This is a genomic window from Streptomyces regalis (genome assembly GCF_001509475.1).
Lineage (GTDB): Bacteria > Actinomycetota > Actinomycetes > Streptomycetales > Streptomycetaceae > Streptomyces > Streptomyces regalis.
Window position 1 is genome coordinate 1 of sequence record NZ_LLZG01000063.1, and the last position, 16,467, is coordinate 16,467.

15 protein-coding genes and 1 pseudogene are annotated in these 16,467 nt (G+C 70.1%); 7 read left to right on the plus strand and 9 right to left on the minus strand.

All coding sequences use genetic code 11. From position 1 onward, the window contains the following. Window positions 1-805 (minus strand): ATP-binding protein (locus ADL12_RS11360; protein ID WP_425265088.1); only part of this gene is annotated, 805 nt, incomplete at its 3' end. Window positions 806-982: 177 nt separating this feature from the next. Further along, window positions 983-1,402: a cell division protein SepF gene (locus ADL12_RS11365; protein WP_062701173.1), complete on the minus strand. Its 420-nt coding sequence runs from the start codon at window positions 1,400-1,402 to the stop codon at window positions 983-985. Between the two features lie 222 nt (window positions 1,403-1,624). Here ADL12_RS11365 and ADL12_RS11370 point away from each other — a divergent pair, with 222 nt between their 5' ends. Together ADL12_RS11370 and ADL12_RS58435 are read left to right on the plus strand one after the other, a co-directional pair. After that, window positions 1,625-5,665: a bifunctional nitrate reductase/sulfite reductase flavoprotein subunit alpha gene (locus ADL12_RS11370; protein WP_062701174.1), complete on the plus strand. Its 4,041-nt coding sequence runs from the start codon at window positions 1,625-1,627 to the stop codon at window positions 5,663-5,665. A gap of 280 nt (window positions 5,666-5,945) precedes the next feature. Further along, window positions 5,946-6,131: pseudogene (locus tag ADL12_RS58435) on the plus strand (hypothetical protein); the annotation flags it as partial. Window positions 6,132-6,593: 462 nt separating this feature from the next. On the opposite strand, the gene ADL12_RS11375 reads toward ADL12_RS58435, so the two are convergent. Beyond that, complete coding sequence (locus tag ADL12_RS11375) at window positions 6,594-7,109, minus strand: YceI family protein (RefSeq protein ID WP_062701175.1); 516 nt, start codon at window positions 7,107-7,109, stop codon at window positions 6,594-6,596. 117 nt (window positions 7,110-7,226) lie between these two features. Here ADL12_RS11375 and ADL12_RS11380 point away from each other — a divergent pair, with 117 nt between their 5' ends. Beyond that, window positions 7,227-7,706: a MarR family winged helix-turn-helix transcriptional regulator gene (locus ADL12_RS11380; protein WP_062701177.1), complete on the plus strand. Its 480-nt coding sequence runs from the start codon at window positions 7,227-7,229 to the stop codon at window positions 7,704-7,706. Between the two features lie 109 nt (window positions 7,707-7,815). On the opposite strand, the gene ADL12_RS11385 is transcribed toward ADL12_RS11380, so the two are convergent. Both ADL12_RS11385 and tnpA read right to left on the minus strand, forming a co-directional pair. Continuing rightward, complete coding sequence (locus ADL12_RS11385) at window positions 7,816-9,039, minus strand: RNA-guided endonuclease InsQ/TnpB family protein (RefSeq protein WP_062701178.1); 1,224 nt, start codon at window positions 9,037-9,039, stop codon at window positions 7,816-7,818. Next, the gene (gene tnpA / locus ADL12_RS11390; RefSeq protein ID WP_107119886.1) at window positions 9,023-9,469 is read right to left on the minus strand and encodes an IS200/IS605 family transposase; all 447 of its coding nucleotides are present in this window, start codon (window positions 9,467-9,469) and stop codon (window positions 9,023-9,025) included. Before tnpA ends, ADL12_RS11385 begins: the two co-directional genes overlap by 17 nt. 147 nt (window positions 9,470-9,616) lie before the next feature. Here tnpA and ADL12_RS11395 point away from each other — a divergent pair, with 147 nt between their 5' ends. Continuing rightward, complete coding sequence (locus ADL12_RS11395) at window positions 9,617-9,874, plus strand: hypothetical protein (protein ID WP_062701179.1); 258 nt, start codon at window positions 9,617-9,619, stop codon at window positions 9,872-9,874. Between the two features lie 76 nt (window positions 9,875-9,950). Here the strand turns inward: ADL12_RS11395 and ADL12_RS11400 are convergent, their stop codons facing one another. Continuing rightward, the gene (locus ADL12_RS11400; RefSeq protein WP_062701180.1) at window positions 9,951-10,724 is read right to left on the minus strand and encodes a carbonic anhydrase; all 774 of its coding nucleotides are present in this window, start codon (window positions 10,722-10,724) and stop codon (window positions 9,951-9,953) included. 266 nt (window positions 10,725-10,990) lie between these two features. On the opposite strand from ADL12_RS11400, the gene ADL12_RS11405 reads away from it, so the two are divergent. After that, a complete protein-coding gene (locus ADL12_RS11405; RefSeq protein ID WP_062701181.1) occupies window positions 10,991-11,290 on the plus strand; it encodes a DUF6174 domain-containing protein in 300 nt (99 codons plus the stop codon). A gap of 5 nt (window positions 11,291-11,295) precedes the next feature. Here the strand turns inward: ADL12_RS11405 and ADL12_RS11410 are convergent, their stop codons facing one another. Continuing rightward, window positions 11,296-11,676 (minus strand): winged helix-turn-helix transcriptional regulator, encoded by a 381-nt coding sequence (locus ADL12_RS11410; protein WP_062701182.1) that lies wholly within the window; start codon window positions 11,674-11,676, stop codon window positions 11,296-11,298. Window positions 11,677-11,793: 117 nt separating this feature from the next. Here ADL12_RS11410 and ADL12_RS11415 point away from each other — a divergent pair, with 117 nt between their 5' ends. Next, window positions 11,794-12,201: a RidA family protein gene (locus ADL12_RS11415; protein ID WP_062701184.1), complete on the plus strand. Its 408-nt coding sequence runs from the start codon at window positions 11,794-11,796 to the stop codon at window positions 12,199-12,201. Between the two features lie 30 nt (window positions 12,202-12,231). On the opposite strand, the gene ADL12_RS11420 is transcribed toward ADL12_RS11415, so the two are convergent. Together ADL12_RS11420 and ADL12_RS11425 are read right to left on the minus strand one after the other, a co-directional pair. Next, on the minus strand, window positions 12,232-13,695 hold the full coding sequence (locus tag ADL12_RS11420; protein WP_079051972.1) for a flavin-containing monooxygenase: 1,464 nt from the start codon (window positions 13,693-13,695) through the stop codon (window positions 12,232-12,234). 29 nt (window positions 13,696-13,724) lie between these two features. Next, window positions 13,725-15,059 carry a cytochrome P450 gene (locus tag ADL12_RS11425; protein WP_062701189.1) on the minus strand — a complete coding sequence of 445 codons (1,335 nt, stop codon included), beginning with the start codon at window positions 15,057-15,059 and terminating at the stop codon, window positions 13,725-13,727. Window positions 15,060-15,374: 315 nt separating this feature from the next. Between ADL12_RS11425 and ADL12_RS55515 the strand changes: the two genes are divergently transcribed. Further along, window positions 15,375-16,271 carry an SDR family NAD(P)-dependent oxidoreductase gene (locus ADL12_RS55515; protein WP_244187873.1) on the plus strand — a complete coding sequence of 299 codons (897 nt, stop codon included), beginning with the start codon at window positions 15,375-15,377 and terminating at the stop codon, window positions 16,269-16,271. Window positions 16,272-16,467 lie beyond the last annotated feature (196 nt).

Here is a 16,467-nt window from a genome sequence, read left to right on the forward strand (position 1 = left end):
GCACCGTCCCGTCCCCCAGCACCTCGGCGACCACATCCGCCACCGCCCCCGCACACCCCGCCCCCACCGCGGCCACGAGCTGCGCATGCCGCCGCCCGCACTCGGCGCGGGTCCGCCACAGCACATCGGCAAGGTTGTCGCAGCCCCCGAGCAGCCGCCCGGAACCGATCGGCGCAGCAGCCCGCATCCGCTCGGGCCGCGGATCGCAGGCGAAGACCGACCGCAACGCCACCACCATCTGCTCCGCGGCGGCGAGCACCCGCCGCTGCCCGTCCGTCTTGCCGGCGACACGCAGCGGCAGCAGCGCGGTACCGAGCCGGTCGTCGGGCAGCGGCGCCCGGGTCACCGGCGACTGACCGGCCGTATGCCAGGCGGCCTGCACATAGGGCCGACTCGGATCGCGCAGGGCCGTCTCCAGCAGGACCAGACCGCCCGCGCTCAACCGCTCCCCCACGATGCGCAGTTCCGGCTCGGCCTGTACGGCGACGTCGAGCCGGACCGGGCCCTCGGGACCGTCGGCCGTGCAGCCGATACGGAAGCCACGCCGCCGCTGGGCGTCGGGCCGGGCCCGCTCGGGCACGCAGGCCACCGGATCGGCGAACACCTCACCGACCCCGGCGCCCCCACCGAGCCGTGCCAGCGCCTCGTACGCCCGCAGTGCGGTCGTCTTCCCGCACCCGCTCGGCCCGGCGAAGAGTGTGAACGCGCCGAGCGGGAGCACGGCCCCCCGGACCCCGGCGAACGCGGACAGCCGCAGCTCGGTGACGCGAGGCCGGGCGGTATGCGCCTCGTCCGCGGACTGCACGGAAGGCGAGAGGGAAGCGACACCTGACACAGATGACACAGAGGACACCCGCGACACAGACGACGCAGAGGACTCGGACGACACGGCCATCTCCGGACCGTAGGCCCCCTGCCGTCAGGCGAACCGTTCCACCCCCGCACCCTTCCTACGATCGAGGGACCGCCCACCCTGCCCCCCTCACGAGCCCGGAACCCCAGCCCCCTCCATCAACCCGCTCACCTCGGTCCCCGGCGGCGTCAGCAGGAACACATTCCGGTCCACCCGGTGCATCCCGCTCGCCAGCCCGAAGACGACGCCCGTGCTGAAGTCGAGGACGCGCTTGGCGACCTCGGTCTCCGCCCCTGTCAGATCCAGCAGCACCGGGATCCCCGCCATCAGCGTCTCGGCGACATCGCGGGCATCCGCGAACACGTTGACCCGCAGGACCACAAACCGGCGACGCGGCTCCGTCACCGCTTCCGGGGGCACTCGATGGTCCACCGCGGACGGCCAGGCGTCTCGGCCGCGCAGCGGCACGACCTGGGCGAGCCCTTCCCACTGTTCATCGGTGACGTCGTGGCTGTTCACCGGCTCCCCCCGTGTTGATCTGCCTTCCATGCCTGCACCAGCCAATTCTTACGCCAAGTCACCCGTTCGGCCCAACAGCGACACGATCCGCGACCGCATCGCGCCGTCCCGCACCCCTCACATGCCCCTCACATCGGGCCATCGGCGGCTGTGTGGCCGACGTAACTCCTCATGATCAAGGGATGTGACATCGACGTAACGGGCAATTCGTACGCTTCATGCACCACCCCGACCGCCGGAGAAGGGCAGCGTGTGACCGAGACCACCTCCACGACCCAGGTCCGGACGGTCTGCACATACTGCGGGGTCGGCTGCGGAATCCTGCTGGACGTCGGGATGGGGCCCGACGGGCGGCGTACGGTCCTGAAGGCCTCCGGCGACAAGGCGCACCCGGCGAACGCGGGCCGGCTGTGCACCAAGGGCGCCACGACGGCCGAGATGCTCGCCGCGCCCGGGCGGCTGACGACCGCGCTGGTCAGGGACGACCGGGGCGAGGAACCGGTCCCCTCCCCCATGGCCGACGCCATCGCCGAGACGGCCCGCCGCCTCCGCACGATCATCGACGAGCACGGGCCGGACGCGGTCGCCTTCTACGTCTCCGGGCAGATGAGCCTGGAGGCCCAGTACCTCTCGAACAAGCTGGCCAAGGGATTCATCCGCACCAACCAGATCGAGTCGAACTCGCGGCTCTGCATGGCCAGCGCGGGCATGGGCTACAAGCTGTCCCTCGGCGCCGACGGGCCGCCCGGGTCGTACGAGGACTTCGAGAAGGCGGACGTCTTCCTGGTCATCGGTTCGAACATGGCCGACTGCCATCCCATCCTCTTCCTGCGGATGATGGAGCGGGTCAAGGCGGGCGCGAAACTCATCGTGGTCGATCCGCGGCGCACCGCCACCGCCGCCAAGGCCGACCTGTTCCTTCAGGTCAAACCGGGTACCGACCTCGCCCTGCTCAACGGTCTCCTCCACCTTCTCGTCGAGAACGGCCACACCGACCCGGCCTTCATCGCCGCACATACCGAGGGCTGGGAGGCGATGCCCGAGTTCCTCGCCGACTACGCGCCGGCCGCCGTCGCGGAGATCACGGGGATCGCCGAGGACGACCTGCGCACGGCCGCCCGGCTGATCGGTGAGGCCGGCGAGTGGATGAGCTGCTGGACTATGGGGCTCAACCAGTCCACGCACGGCACCTGGAACACGAACGCCCTGGTCAACCTGCATCTGGCCACCGGTGCCATCTGCCGCCCGGGCTCCGGTCCCTTCTCGCTGACCGGGCAGCCGAACGCCATGGGCGGGCGTGAGATGGGGTACATGGGACCGGGGCTGCCGGGGCAGCGGTCCGTCCTCGTCGAGGCCGAGCGGGACTTCGTCGAGGAGCTGTGGGAGCTGCCGCCGGGCACCCTGCGCGCCGACGGGGTCGGCAAGGGCACCGTGGAGATGTTCCAGAAGATGGCCGACGGGGAGATCAAGGCCTGCTGGATCATCTGCACCAACCCCGTCGCCTCGGTCGCCAATCGCCGTACCGTCATCGAGGGGCTGGAGGCCGCCGAGTTCGTCGTCACGCAGGACGTCTTCGGCGAGACCGAGACCAATGCGTACGCCGATGTCGTGCTGCCCGGCGCCATGTGGACCGAGGGCGAGGGCGTCTTCGTCAACAGTGAGCGCAACCTCACGCTGACCCAGCCGGTGGCCGACCCGCCCGGGGAGGCGATGGCGGACTGGCGGATCATCGCGGCCGTCGCGTGTGCGATGGGGTACGAGAAGGGGTTCTCGTACGACAGTGCCGAGGACGTCTTCGAGGAGATACGGCAGGCCTGGAACCCGGTGACCGGCTGGGATCTGCGCGGGGTGACGTACGAGCGGCTGCGGGCCACGCCCGTGCAGTGGCCGGCCGCCGAGGTGGACGGGCCGGCGCGCAATCCGATCCGGTACGTGGAGGCGGACGGCGGGCTGCGGTTCCCGACGGCGAGCGGGCGAGCCGCCTTCCATGCGCGGCCGCACATGCCGGCCGCCGAGATGCCGGACGACGACTACCCCTTCGTACTGAACACCGGGCGGGTGCAGCACCAGTGGCACACGCTGACGAAGACGGGGAAGGTCGCCAAGCTCAACAAGCTGAATCCGGGACCCTTCGTGGAGGTGCATCCCGAGGACGCGGGGGCGCTGGGGATCGCTGACGGGGACCGGGTGGAGGTCGCCTCACGGCGGGGGCGGGCGGTGCTGCCGGCGGTGGTGACCGATCGGGTGCGGCCCGGGGGCTGTTTCGCCCCGTTCCACTGGAACGACCTTTTCGGGGAGTATCTGAGCGTCAACGCGGTGACGAGCGACGCGGTGGATCCGATCTCCTTCCAGCCCGAGTTCAAGGTGTGCGCCGTCTCGCTGGCGAAGGTCCACGAGCCCACGGCGGCTCCCGTGCCGGACAGGCCCGTCGAGGCGCTGACGCCGACGGCCGTCACCCCCGGCACGGCCGATCCGTTCGGGCTCGAACCCGCGCCGCCACCCGTCCTGTCCGCCCAGGAGCGTCTCTACCTCACGGGGTTTCTCGCCGGCCTCGGCTCCGGCGCGCCGGGTGTCCCCGTGCTCCCCGCGGACGCACCCTTCAGCCCCGAGCACGCGCTGTGGGTGAACGGCGTCCTGGCCGGCATGTACTCGCGCACGTCGGCGCAGCCGCGTGTGCAGGACGGCCGTGAGGTCGTCGTGCTGTGGGCCTCGCAGACGGGCAATGCCGAGGAGTTCGCCACCGCCACCGCCGAGCGGCTGGGCGCGGCCGGGCACCGCACCACCCTGGTGGGCATGGACGAGACCGATGTCGGCGCGCTCGCCCGCACGGCCGATCTGCTCTTCATCACCAGCACGTTCGGCGACGGTGACGCGCCCGACAACGGGTCGGGCTTCTGGGACACCCTGGCCGACGAGGGAGCTCCACGGCTGGACGGAGTGCGGTACGCCGTGCTCGCCTTCGGCGACTCGTCGTACGACGACTTCTGCGGGCACGGGAGGCGGCTCGACGCCCGCCTCGACGAGCTGGGCGCGGTGCGCCTGGCGCCCCGTACGGATTGCGAGCCGGACTACGAGCCGTCGGCCGGTGTGTGGCTCGACCAGGTCCTCACGGCGCTGGGCGGCAGCGGCACGGACGTGCCCGCGGTCGAGAAGCCGCAGGCCCCGAAAGCCGGTCCCAAGCCTGCTCCCACCGCCGCCCGCCTTGTCGGCAACCGGCTGCTCAGCCGGCCCGGCGCGGGCAAGGAGGTGCGGCGCTTCACCTTCGACACGAGTGGGACCTCGCTGACGTACGAGGCGGGCGACGCGCTCGGCGTGCGCCCGGTCAACTCGCCCGCGCTGGTGGAGGAGTGGCTCGCGGTGACGGGCGTCGACGGCTCAACTGCCGTGCAGCTGGACGGGGTTGGCGAGGTCTCCTTCGCGCAGGCCCTGCACCGGCACCTCGACATCACGAAGATCACCTCTGGCCTGCTCCGCTTCGTCGCCGAACGCGTCCGCGACGACCGGGAGTTGCGTCGACTGCTGCGTCCCGACAACAAGGACGGTCTGGCGCAGTGGAGTTGGGGACGGCAGGCGGTGGACGTCATCGCCGAACACCCCGTGCGGGCGGGCGCCGAGGAGTGGGCCGGGGTACTCAGGAAGCTCCAGCCGCGCCTGTACTCCATATCGTCCAGCCCCCTCGTCGACCCGCACAGCGTCTCGCTGACGGTCTCCGTCGTGCGGTACGAGAACCTGCACGGCCGGCCGCGCGGCGGGGTCTGCTCGCCCTTCCTCGCCGACGCCGAGCCGGACACCGAGGTGCCGGTCTTCGTGCAGCGCTCCCCGCACTTCCGGCCGCCCGCGGACGCCGCCACGCCGATGGTCATGGTCGGCCCCGGCACGGGTGTCGCGCCCTTCGTCGGCTTCCTGCAGGAACGGCACGCGCTCGGGCACAAGGCGCCCAACTGGCTGTTCTTCGGGGAACAGCACCGGGCCAGCGACTTCTACTACGAGGACGAGCTGACCGCGCTGCTCGATGAGGGCGCCCTCGCCCGGCTCGACACCGCGTTCTCCCGTGACCAGCGCAACAAGGTGTACGTCCAGGACCGGATGCGCGAACACGGCCCGGAGCTGTGGCGCTGGCTCCAGGACGGTGCCCACTTCTACGTCTGCGGCGATGCCTCGCGCATGGCCAAGGACGTGGACCAGGCGCTGCGGGACATCGCCGTCGCGCACGGCGGACTGGAGGAGGCCGAGGCGTCGGCGTACGTGAAGCAGCTGGCGGCGGCGAAGCGGTACGTCCGAGACGTCTACTGACCGACCGCCGCCCGGGACCTCCCCACCAGCCCCCGGGGATCTCACACCTGCCTCACACCGGACTCTTCACCTCCCTGGGCGCCTCGCTCACCCCAGTGGCGCCGCGTCCTGACCCTCCTCGAGGACATCAGCCTTTTCATCGGTGTCGCCGACGCGGAAGGCCACAGGTCCCGCGCCCAAAAGGGCGGATGCGACCTCGATGCCGCGGCCGGCGGCAGCCGTCGAGCACACAAGCTCGGCCGTTCACGGCCGAGAAGGTGACGTACGGCTATCCGCCCCGGCGACCATGGTGTGCCTCGGCTTCGGATTCCTGCCCTCGTACGGCCGCCTCGGCCATCCGGCGATCGTGGCGCTGGCCCTGCTGGTGCCGGTGGTGGTGCGGTGGCCGCGGATCGGGCTGGGCGGGCGGCTCGGGGCGGCCGGACTGGCTCGGGCGGCGTGTCTGGGAGCCGCGTGTGCGGCGCGGGGAGCTGGGCGCGCGGCCACTGTCCTGTCGTGGTGCGCGTTCGTTCTGGCGACCCGTCGCCCTTGGGCTCGAAAGCCTGTGGGGACTCGGTAGGACCGACCGAAATGGCAGCGCTGGTCGATGAAGCAGGAAGCCGTGGTCGTACTGCGTTGTGTGGTACGGGCCAGAATGTCCCGGCTTCAGCCGGGAGGGCGCGTCAATACCTGATGCTGACGCCGTTGTGGATGGCGTCGGCGGCGGAGTTCGTCGGCGCCTGGCAGCCCCGCCCGCTGGTACTGCCCTCAGGCGTGGCTCGCGGTGGCGACCGGGACGCCTCCCCTGGACATGCGGGTGGCGTCGGTGCGCCGGGCGACGCCAACTGCCGTGACCCGTCTGACCATTAAGGTCACCAACACCGGCGCCGCCGCCCTGACGCCCCACTTCACGCTCACCACGGGCCAGGGCATGAACCCAGCGCCGACGTCAGGCTGCCGTGGTGCGGGTGAAGCGGAGCGTGGCGGCGACCGTGGTCAGGCCGCGGATCATGCCGGCCTGGTTCCAGCCCATGCCGAACTGGTCGCGGTCCACGGTGAACTCGGCGTCCAGAGTGAGCGCGTCGGCGTCCGCGCCGACGAGGCGGGCGGTGAAGGACTTGGGGCGGCTGATGCCGCGGACGGTGAGCTGACCGACGACGTGCACGCTGTCGCCGTCACGGAGCTCGGCGCTGCGGACCGAGAAGGTGATCTCGGGGTGGTTGGCGGCGTCGAAGAAGTCGGCGGAGCGCAGGTGCTCGTCGCGCTTGGCGTTGCGGGTGTCCAGGGAGGCGACGTCCAGGGTGATCGTGCCGACGGCGGAGCCGTCGGGCCGGACCTCGCCGTTGCCGGTGACGGCGGCGAAGGCGCCCTTCACGGTGACCAGGCCCCAGAACGTCTTGTGCCGGAGAGCGACGGTGGTGGCGGGGTCGAGCTGCCAGGTTCCGGTTTCGACGGCAACGGTCATGATCTTTCACTCCTGAGCATCGGGGCAGATCCGGACACATCCGGGGGTGTAATCCAAATTTGGATGACCTCACGCTAGCCGATACTCCAATTTTGAACAACAGCTACACTCGAAATCATGGCCGACTTCTCCGACTGCCCCTCCGCCTCCGGCGGACTCCTGCCCGGCGAGCTGCACGCCTGGATGCTGATGCTGGCCGCGACCGGAGCCGTCGAGCAGGAGCTGCGCAGCGTCGTCAAGGAACGGCTGGACGTCTCGCACGACGAGTTCCTCGTCCTGTGCCTGCTCGCCGCGGACCCCGGCCAGGCTCTGCGCATGACGCGGATCGCCGAGCTCCTGGGCCGCCCCAAGACCCGCCTCACCTACCAGATCGCCTGCCTCCAGCACGCCGGCCTGGTCACCCGCAAGTCGGTGTGCGGCGACAAGCGGGGCGTCGAGGTCGCCCTCACCGAGAAGGCTCGAGGTCTGTTCAAGGACGCCTCCGGGGTTCTCGCCGAGACGGTCAAGGAGGCGCTGGCGCGGTTCATGGGTCCCACCCAGCGCGAGGCGATGTGCGCGCTGATGCCCGACTTCGCGGCGGAGGCGACGCCGGAGTAGTCGCGGGTGCGGTTGCGGGTACCCGGGCGGTGCCTGCACCGACCAACACCGAGGAGGGGTTCGTGACTCCTCCCCCCGGATAAATCCGGGGGGCTTCTCCTGTCGGTGGCTAGGCCACGTCGGGAAGGACCAGCCCGGCCCTGATAGCGATGTTGAGTGCGCCGACCTGATCGGCGTTGGCGGTGTGGCCGCACTGGGTGCACTCGAACTTCTCTTGTGTGGGGCGGTTCTCGCCGGACACGTGCCCGCAGGCGGGGCACGTGCGGGAGGTGTTGCGGGGGTCCACCGGGATCAATACACGACCGGCGCTTTCAGCCTTGTGCGCGAGGATGCCCAGGAACACCCCCCAACCCGCGTCGTGGATGCTCCTGTTCAGCCCGGCCTTCGCGGCAGCTCCGTTCGGGAGGAACGCGCCGGGATTCTCGGTGTCGGGTTTGGGTTTGGGCGCGCGGACCATGTTCGCGATGCTCAGGCGCTCGTGCGCTATCACGTCGTAGTCGCGGACCATCGCCAGCGCGGTCTTGTGTGCGTGGTCGGTGCGCTGACGTCGCACCTTGCGGTGCAGAGCGGCAACCTTCTCGACCGCCCGGCGGTGCTTTTCGGTGCGGTTCTCCCGCTTGCGGCGCGGGAACGCCTTGAGTGCTCGCTGAGCGTCGGCGAGGGCTTCGGCATTGCGCCGTCCGTGCCTCGGGTTGGGCTGGTGCTCGCCCTCGGAGGTGGTGAGAAAGTGGGCTACGCCCATGTCGCTGCCGGTCACGGTGCCGGTCGCGGTGTCGGTCGCGGGGAGCGGTTCGGCGGGTACTTCGTCGCAGGCGAGGATGACGTACCACTGCCGTCCCTCGCGCTTGATGCTGACGGTCTTGACCCGGCCGCGCACCGGGCGGTGCTGATGCACGCGGATGTGTCCGACGCCTTGCAGCCGGACGCGGGTGACCGGGTCATGCGGGGCGGAGTCCCAGCGGCAGCCGTCCCCGTCCTTGGGGAAGTCCACCGTGTCGAACCAGTTCACCCCACGAAAACACGGATAGCCGGGCTTCTCCCCGGCCTTGACTCGCCGGAAGAAGGCCTGCATCGCCTTGTCCAGGCGGCGTAGGGTGGCCTGCTGCGAGGAGAACGACCAGCGGCCCTGACGCTCCGGATCGAACGCCCGGATCTCCTTGAGCTGTGCGGACTGGTCGCCGTACTTGATGCTCGTCTTCGAGCTGTGCCGGTAGGCGTCGCGGCGTTCCCGTAAGGCCCCGTTGTAGAGAGAGCAGTGATCCCGCAGCATCTCGGACAGGGCTTGCGTCTGACGGACGGTGGGGCGCAGGAGGAACTTATACGCGCGGTGCACGCTCGGCGTCCTCCTTCTGCTTCTTCGTCCAGGGGCGTTCCCACTGGGTGTTGATGTACTTCTCCACCGTGTCCGCGCTGACCGCGCCGACTGAGGCGACGAAGAACGACGACGACCACAGGGTGGGCATCTGCGACTTCAGGTGCGGGAACTCCTGACGGAGCACGCGCGAGGTGAAGCCCTTGAACTGGTTCGCGACGTAGGACGCGGACGCCTTGGGCCCGTGCTTGACGAACAGGTGCACGTGGTCGGGCATCACCTCAAGGGCGATGATCTCCCAGCCCTTCTCTGCCGCCTTGGCCTCGATCAGCTCGCGCAGCCGGACCGCGACCCGGCCACCGAGAACCCGGCGGCGGTACTTGGGGCACCACACCACATGCAGCCCCAAGTCGTACACGCCACCGGAATACCGGCGAACCTTCCGCGTCACAGTCACAACGATCACTATACACGTGGCGGGCATCTAGTCGGCGAGGGTCAACAGTGCAGATCCGTGCGCACAGTTGAGGTCAGAGCAGCCCAGAGAAGCGATCCCCCCCCCACGCCTAAAGGCGCGGGTCCCCTCGCTAGATAGCTGGTGGTCCTCGCGGACGGCTTCAGCTGCCGTACGCAGATCCACGAGCTCGACAGCGGCGGCCACGAGGCGGTCCACCTGGCGGAACTGCTGGCGTCGGCGCTGCCCGCGTCCGAGGTGGCGGCGAGTGCGTACGGGGTCGCCCCGGGCGCCCGCCCGGCACCTCCGGGGCGCCGGGCGCGGGCTCTGGCGCTCGCTTCGGCGGGGGTGGCGGTGGGCGGGGTGGCTGCAGGGATGGCTCGTATGGTGCGGGGGGGGTGAGCGGGAGTCCAGCCGTGGGCGCGCGGACCGCGACTGATGACCGGCCGCCCCCAACAGCGCCCGGTCATCCCCCGCGTCAGTCGGAAGGCCTCCCGGAGAGAACCTCCACCCGGCCGGTGTCGAGCGAGTAGTAGGCGCTGACAACGGCGAGGTCGCCCTTCTTCACGAGCGGAGCGAGACTGGCGTTGCTGCGCAGACCGGCGGCGGTCTGCTGGGCGTGGACCCGGATCATGGCGTCGACGGGGTCGGTGTGCTTCCCCTTGGATATCGCCTCGTACGCCGGGCGAAGGGCTTCAACGATCGACTGCAGGTTGCCCCCAAGTGACTTGCCCTCCTTCAGCGCCTTGTACGCCGCCTTGACCGCACCGCAGCGCTGGTGCCCGAGGACGATGATCAGCGGGCTCCCCGCGGTCAGAGGCCCGTACTCGACGGAGCCGGTGACCACCGGGGCGACCACCTGCCCACCGGTGCGTATCACGAACAGGTCGCCGATCCCGGTGTCGAAGGCCAGCTCCGGGTCCACCCGCGAGTCGATACAGGAGACGATGACGCCGTACGGGTCCTGCTCCTCGGCGACGGACTTGCGCCGGGCACGGTCCTGGTTGGGGCGCTGAAGCGTTTCGGCAACCCAACGCTTGTTGCCCTCGATGAGCCGGTCGAACGCCGCCCGAGGTGTGTCGGGGGGTGCGCTCGCGGACGACGAGGCAGTCGCCGCAGCTGCTGCGGGCGCAGGCTTCGGAGCCGCTGTGCCGGCGTCCGCCTTCGACGAACACCCGGTGATCACGGCCGCGGTGGCTACGAGCCCTCCGGTGAGAATGGCTCTGCGCTGCGGTTGCGAGACACTGCCCATGACACGCTTCCCTTCTGCTGTTTCCCCTGGTGGGGCGGGTGATGCCACTGTTTCGAAGCAGCGGTTAACGCCCGTACAGGGGAGATGCAGGGGAGGGGAAGCGCGCATCCAAATCGCGGAGAGTGGTGGCCTGTTCGGCGGCCTCCGGCGGCGTGACGCCCAGCGTCCTGGCGTGCAGTTCGACACCACGTACATCCCGCCGCCGATCCCCGAACGTTCCCGAGGCGACCGGCGTCATAGCGGTAACCGTCTTCGAGGGGGCAGGGATGCTCTGCGCGGTCGCCGCCTGCGACACCGAGACGTCGACGGCACCGGCGTCCGCCCGGGCCACGTGGCAGGAGCCCGCCTCGTACACGTACACGCTCCGCTCGAGCGAAGGGGAGCGCAGCCTGCTCGGCAGCTTCCGGATCACCGTGCGCGACGGTGCCGTGGCCGAGGCGGAGTACGCCGCCGACGGGCATCCCGTGCGGATCTCCCTGGACTGGGAGGAGAGCGCGATCGACGACGAGGCCCTCTACGTCATCAGCGCCTACGAGCCGACCGACGGCCGACGCGCCGGCGGCTGAACGCGTCAGCCGTCGAAGCGCCGCCGCGATTCCTCGATGTGGCCCAGGTACGTGTGGGTCCAGTCGCACATGCCGTCGATCGTCACGCGCAGGGCCTGACCGGATTCGGTGAGGGTGTACTCGACCTTCGGCGGCACGGTGGCATGAACGGTGCGGTCGACGAGGCCGTTGCGCTCCAGCATGCGCAGGTTCTGGGTGAGCATCTTGTGGCTGATGCCCTCGATCCCGGCCCGCACCTCGCTGAAGCGCAGGGTGCGCTCACCGAGGGATTCGATGATCAGCAACGCCCACTTGTTGGCGATGTCGGAGAAGATCTCCCGCGCCAGGGAGTCCGCGCGCGTCAGGTCCGCTTCGTCCAGCGAGCCGTTGAACTGCTTGGTCACCATCTGGTTCCCCAGTCACCGAAAAGTGCGTTCTTCCACGTCAGCGCACACTCTCCTACAGTTCCTGAGTAACCACAAGAGACCAGGAGCAGCCTGGTCCGAAGAAGGAGAACGAGCAGCATGGCCATCACCCTGGTGAATCCCAACGGACTGCCGAAGATCGACGCCTACCGGCAGGTGTCGGTCGCGTCCGGTTCGAAGCTGGTCTTCCTGGCCGGACAGGTCGCCTGGGACGCCGACGGCGTCACGGTCGGCGAAGGGGATCTCGCCGCTCAGGTCGAGCAGTGCTACGTCAACGTCGCCACCGCTCTGGCCGGGGTCGGCGCCTCCTTCGCCGACGTGGCGAAGCTGACCCTCTACGTCGTCGACTGGGCCCCCGCCAAGATGCCCCTGCTCATGGACGGCATCGCCCGCGCGGGCAAGCGACTGGGAGACACGCCGGTACCGCCCGCCACACTGATCGGCGTCGCGGCACTGGACGTACCGGAGCATCTGGTCGAGGTGGAGGCCACTGCGGTCCTGGACTGACGGCGTCCGACTGCTCCGCATGCGTTGCGTTCATTTCGCCGGCCCCGATCGGGTCAGGCCCGCGTAGCGGTGAGCGACTCCGCCGGGAAGCAGGTACTCGGCCAGCAGGTTGCCGGCGCGGCGGGACGGCAGCCCCATGTCGTGCAGGAGTTCGTCCGCGCAGTGGATGTCGTAGGGGCCGAAGTCGTAGCCACCGGAGCCCGGCAGCACCTGCTCCTGCCACGCCAGGCGAGCGTCGACGGCCTCCCGCATCTCCTGCTCGCTCGGGGTGGAGCGCAGGGTCGCCCGGAAATGGCAGGTCAGCCAGTGCGCGGTGAGTTCCACGCCCATGATGTTGTTGAAGACCTGCCGGAAACCGACGAACCCCAGCCGGTCGGCGCCGGGCGGCACGATGCCTCGGTAGAGCCGCAGCCGCCCGGCGGAATCGTGCACGCGCACGCTCGGATCCAGGAACGGGAAGACTTTGCGGTGCCCCGTGGCGAACACGATGACATCGGCCGCCACTTCCTCGCCGGTCGCCAGTCGCAGCCCCTTGTCGGTGTACGCCTCGACAGAGCTGACCCTGGGGGTGATCAGGCCGCGGCGGACGGCCCGTACGTAGCCGCGTGGCATCACTCCCGCGTGGGCCAGGTGGAAGGGGAGCGGGTGCGTGGGCCGCAGCTGCCTCGGCAGCCGGTGCAGCCCGGTGGAGAACAGCATGTCGCGGGTGACGAGCCACCACAGGGCCCGCTTGACCCGCTCGTCGATGCGGTCGATCGGACGGACGCAGGCCGGATCGTGGTAGCGGGGCAGGAGCGCCTCACCGAACCGGCTGAACAGGATCCACTTATAGCCGACCAGACCGAGCAGGAGCCGCTCGGGGATCATCCAGTTCACCTTGCGCTGCACGAGGGTGGCCGAGGCCGCCTCGCGTGCGGCGCGGGTGACCAGGTCCAACGCGGACTTGCCGCCCCCCACGACGACCACGCGCCGGCCGGCGAACGTCCCGGCCCGCACTTCGTTGGAGTGCAGCACGGTCCCGCCGAACAACTCACGCCCGGGCAGCTCGGGCAGGTGGGCATGATGATGAGCCCCGCTGGCGACGACGACGTAGTCGAATCTTTCGCGCTGAACCTCCGCCGCCTTGTCGCCGACCGGCCGGGAGTCGATCACCCAGCCGGCGGCGCCCGACCGCCCGGGCCCGTCCACTGCCCGGATGGAGACCACCTCGGTGCCGGGTCGGACGCGGTCCAGCACACCGAAGGTCCCGGCGTACTCCTCCAGGTAGCGCTGCGTGTCCGCCGCGCCGGCGAAGTGCAGACGGTTGGGCAGGTCCGCGAATTCGAAGAGGCGGAGCGCGGCCTGGTTGGCCAGCCCGTCGTAGCAGCCTTCCGGCGACCAGATCCCGCCGACCTGCTGGTACTTGTCGAAGACCGTGACGTCGAAGCCGTTCTCCAGCAGCACCTTGGCGGTGACGATTCCCCCGGGGCCGGCCCCCACCACACACGCTCTCATCCGCTGTCACTCTCCTTGGCTGATCGGTGTCAACTTCCCAGTGGCGGTACCAGAGTTGCGGAGGCCGGGCCGTCGGGGCGGACGGTGATGCCGTACTTCGCCTTCGTGGGCGTGCAGGAGAAGGCCGGCGTGTGGACCGGCAGCAGGTGTTCGAGCAGGACGGTCGATTCGCGGAGCGCGAATTGCAGGCCGAGGCAGGCGCGAGGGCCGATGCCGAAGGGGAAGTAGGCACCCGGGTGGGCAGGTCGGCCGTCCGGGGTGGTGAAGCGCCGGGGGTCGAAGTGCTCCGGGTCCGGCCACAGTTCGGGGTCGCGGTGGGTGAGGTACGGGCAGACGAGGATGTCGGTGCCCGCCTCTACGGTGTGGCCGGCAAGGGTGTCGGCCTCGGCGGCGTGGCGGGGCAGGAGCCAGGCGGAGGGGTAGAGCCGTAGCGTCTCGTGGACCAGGGCCTGGATGGCCTGACGGCGCTGCGGTGAGCCTTCGCCGCCGGCCGCAAGAGCTTCTTCGCGGGCGGCGGGGTGCTGGTCGAGGAGCAGGTAGAGCCAGGTCAGGGTCGTCGCGGTGGTCTCGTGCCCGGCGGCAAGCAGCGTGACCAGCTCGTCGCGGATCAGCCGGTCGGTGTACTCCGGGCGCTCGGTGGCGGCGTCGGTCAGGACGTGCACAAGGCCCGGGCCGTCGGGACCGGCCGCACCGCTGCGGGCGGCCTCGATGGCGTGCCGGGCGACCGCGTCGACCCGGGCGAGGTCGGCGGCGACGGCGTCCTGGGCCTCGGTGATGTCGGCGGGCAGGGTCGGAATGGCGCTCGCCACGGCCTCCACGGCGGTCAGTTCGCGCTCGGTCCCGTCGTCGAGGGGGTGCCCGGTGAGGGAGCGCCAGATGGCGTCGAGGGCGAAGCGGTGCATCTCCCGGCCGACGTCGAAGGTCTCCTTGGTACGGGCGTATCCGTCCCAGCGCTCGGCGGTGGTCCGGGCGGCCGCGGTGATCCGCTGCTCGTAGCGGCGCATCCCGGTGCCGGTGAACTGGGACTGCAGCAGGCGGCGTTGCCGCTTCCACGCCTCACCGGTGGCGGCCATGACGCCGTCGCCGATCAGCAGGCGGGCGCGGTGGGAGCGCTTGACGTACCGCTCCGGGTGCCGGGCGAGCACGTGCTGGACAGCCTGCGGATCGGTGACGAGAACGGTGGGGGTCGGACCGAGGCGGAACGCGGCGATGCCGCCGATCCGCTCGCGCACCTGGGACAGCAGCTCGACCAGTTCACCTCTCCCCGAGTGCCACCGCTCCACGAGCGCCGGCTCGACTTCGGGGACCGGCCGCCCCGTTCCGGGAACGTCGGGAAGGGAGGCGGGACCGGCTTCGGCTTCCATGTTTCTTCTCCTGGTCAACCGCTGGGCTCGGCCGTGCACTTGGCCGCACCGGAGTACTGGCACCACGGACTGTACGGGAGTGGACACCCCCGGTGACAGCCCGCGTCAACGCGCCCGCCGCGGGCTCCACCGATGATGTCCCGTCAAGCTGGCAGGCTGCGGACACTGACCCCGGCAGGGAGTGCCCCGACGAGGTGAAAGCGGCGCTCATCGAATTCCTGCACTGATCGAATTCCTCCACTGACGGAAGGAGCCCCTCATACGAGGAGCGGTCATGCACGGCACAAGGGTGGTGCGATCGTGAGTCGGATCCTGGTGACCGGTTCCGCGGACGGCCTCGGACGTCCCGCGGCCGATGCGCTGTTGTCCGCGGGACACGACGTGGTGGTGCACGCCCGCAACCGGGAGCGCGCGACGGCCCTCGACGCGCTGGTCGAGCGTGGGGCACACCTCGTGGTGGGTGACTTCGCGGAGCGTGAGGCCGTACGGCACGTCGCCGCCGAACTGAACGACGCGGATCCGCTCGACGCGGTCATCCACAACGCATGGTCGCCGCCGGTTCCTCCCATCCCGGCCATCGCCGATGCCGGCAGGTTGGCCGACCCCTGTGCGAGGCCGGCCACGATCGTGACGGTGACCATCCCGCCCATCGCCCCGGCATCTCCGGCGCCATCCGAACCCACGTCGGGCAGGGCCAGTGCCGGCACGGACACGGCTGCCATGGCAACCACCGTGCACAGCACGGCTGCCGCCCCTCCCCCCAGCGAACGCACCCCTTCCACAGTCAGGCGAGGGGCGGCAGTTGCTCGCCCTGGACGGCCTGGTTGTGGTTCATGGCACCTCGATGACCGCCTCCACGCTCGACGACAGCGGCCCACGACCCGTGCCCTACAGCGGGCGGGTGTTGCGAACTGGGCGCCGCAGAAGGCCCGTTGCAGCCAGCCGATCGCTATCGCGTGGAATCCGCACCCGGGGGCCGGGCGAGCTGCTGGAGCGTGCGGTCGCGTCGAGGCGCTCGTAGGCGGTCACCGATCAGCGGAGCCGGCCTCAAAGCTTGAACACAAATTACACACATCCTCTCTACACACCGGCCCCCGATGGTCTAGATTGACCGTGCTTCAGCGGTTCGGACACGAACCGACCAGCAATGATCTACAGGTTCGGCGCCACAAACAGCCAGGAGCCGCTTCCCCGGCGCCGGACGTGAGTTGATCAGTTCTTGGAGCCCGAGAGGGGGCTTTGGGTGCGAGGAGCACCCGAGGTTTCGACGGGTTCCCGCGCACCTCGAGGGTCTCGTAGGACATGCGAGTCTGCTGCCGCCAGGGGTGGGTTGTTCAAGTAGCGCTGAAATAGCCGGAATGTCATGCGCGGGGGCGGGGGCCTGCCGCGGGGAGGAACAGTGCGGCGC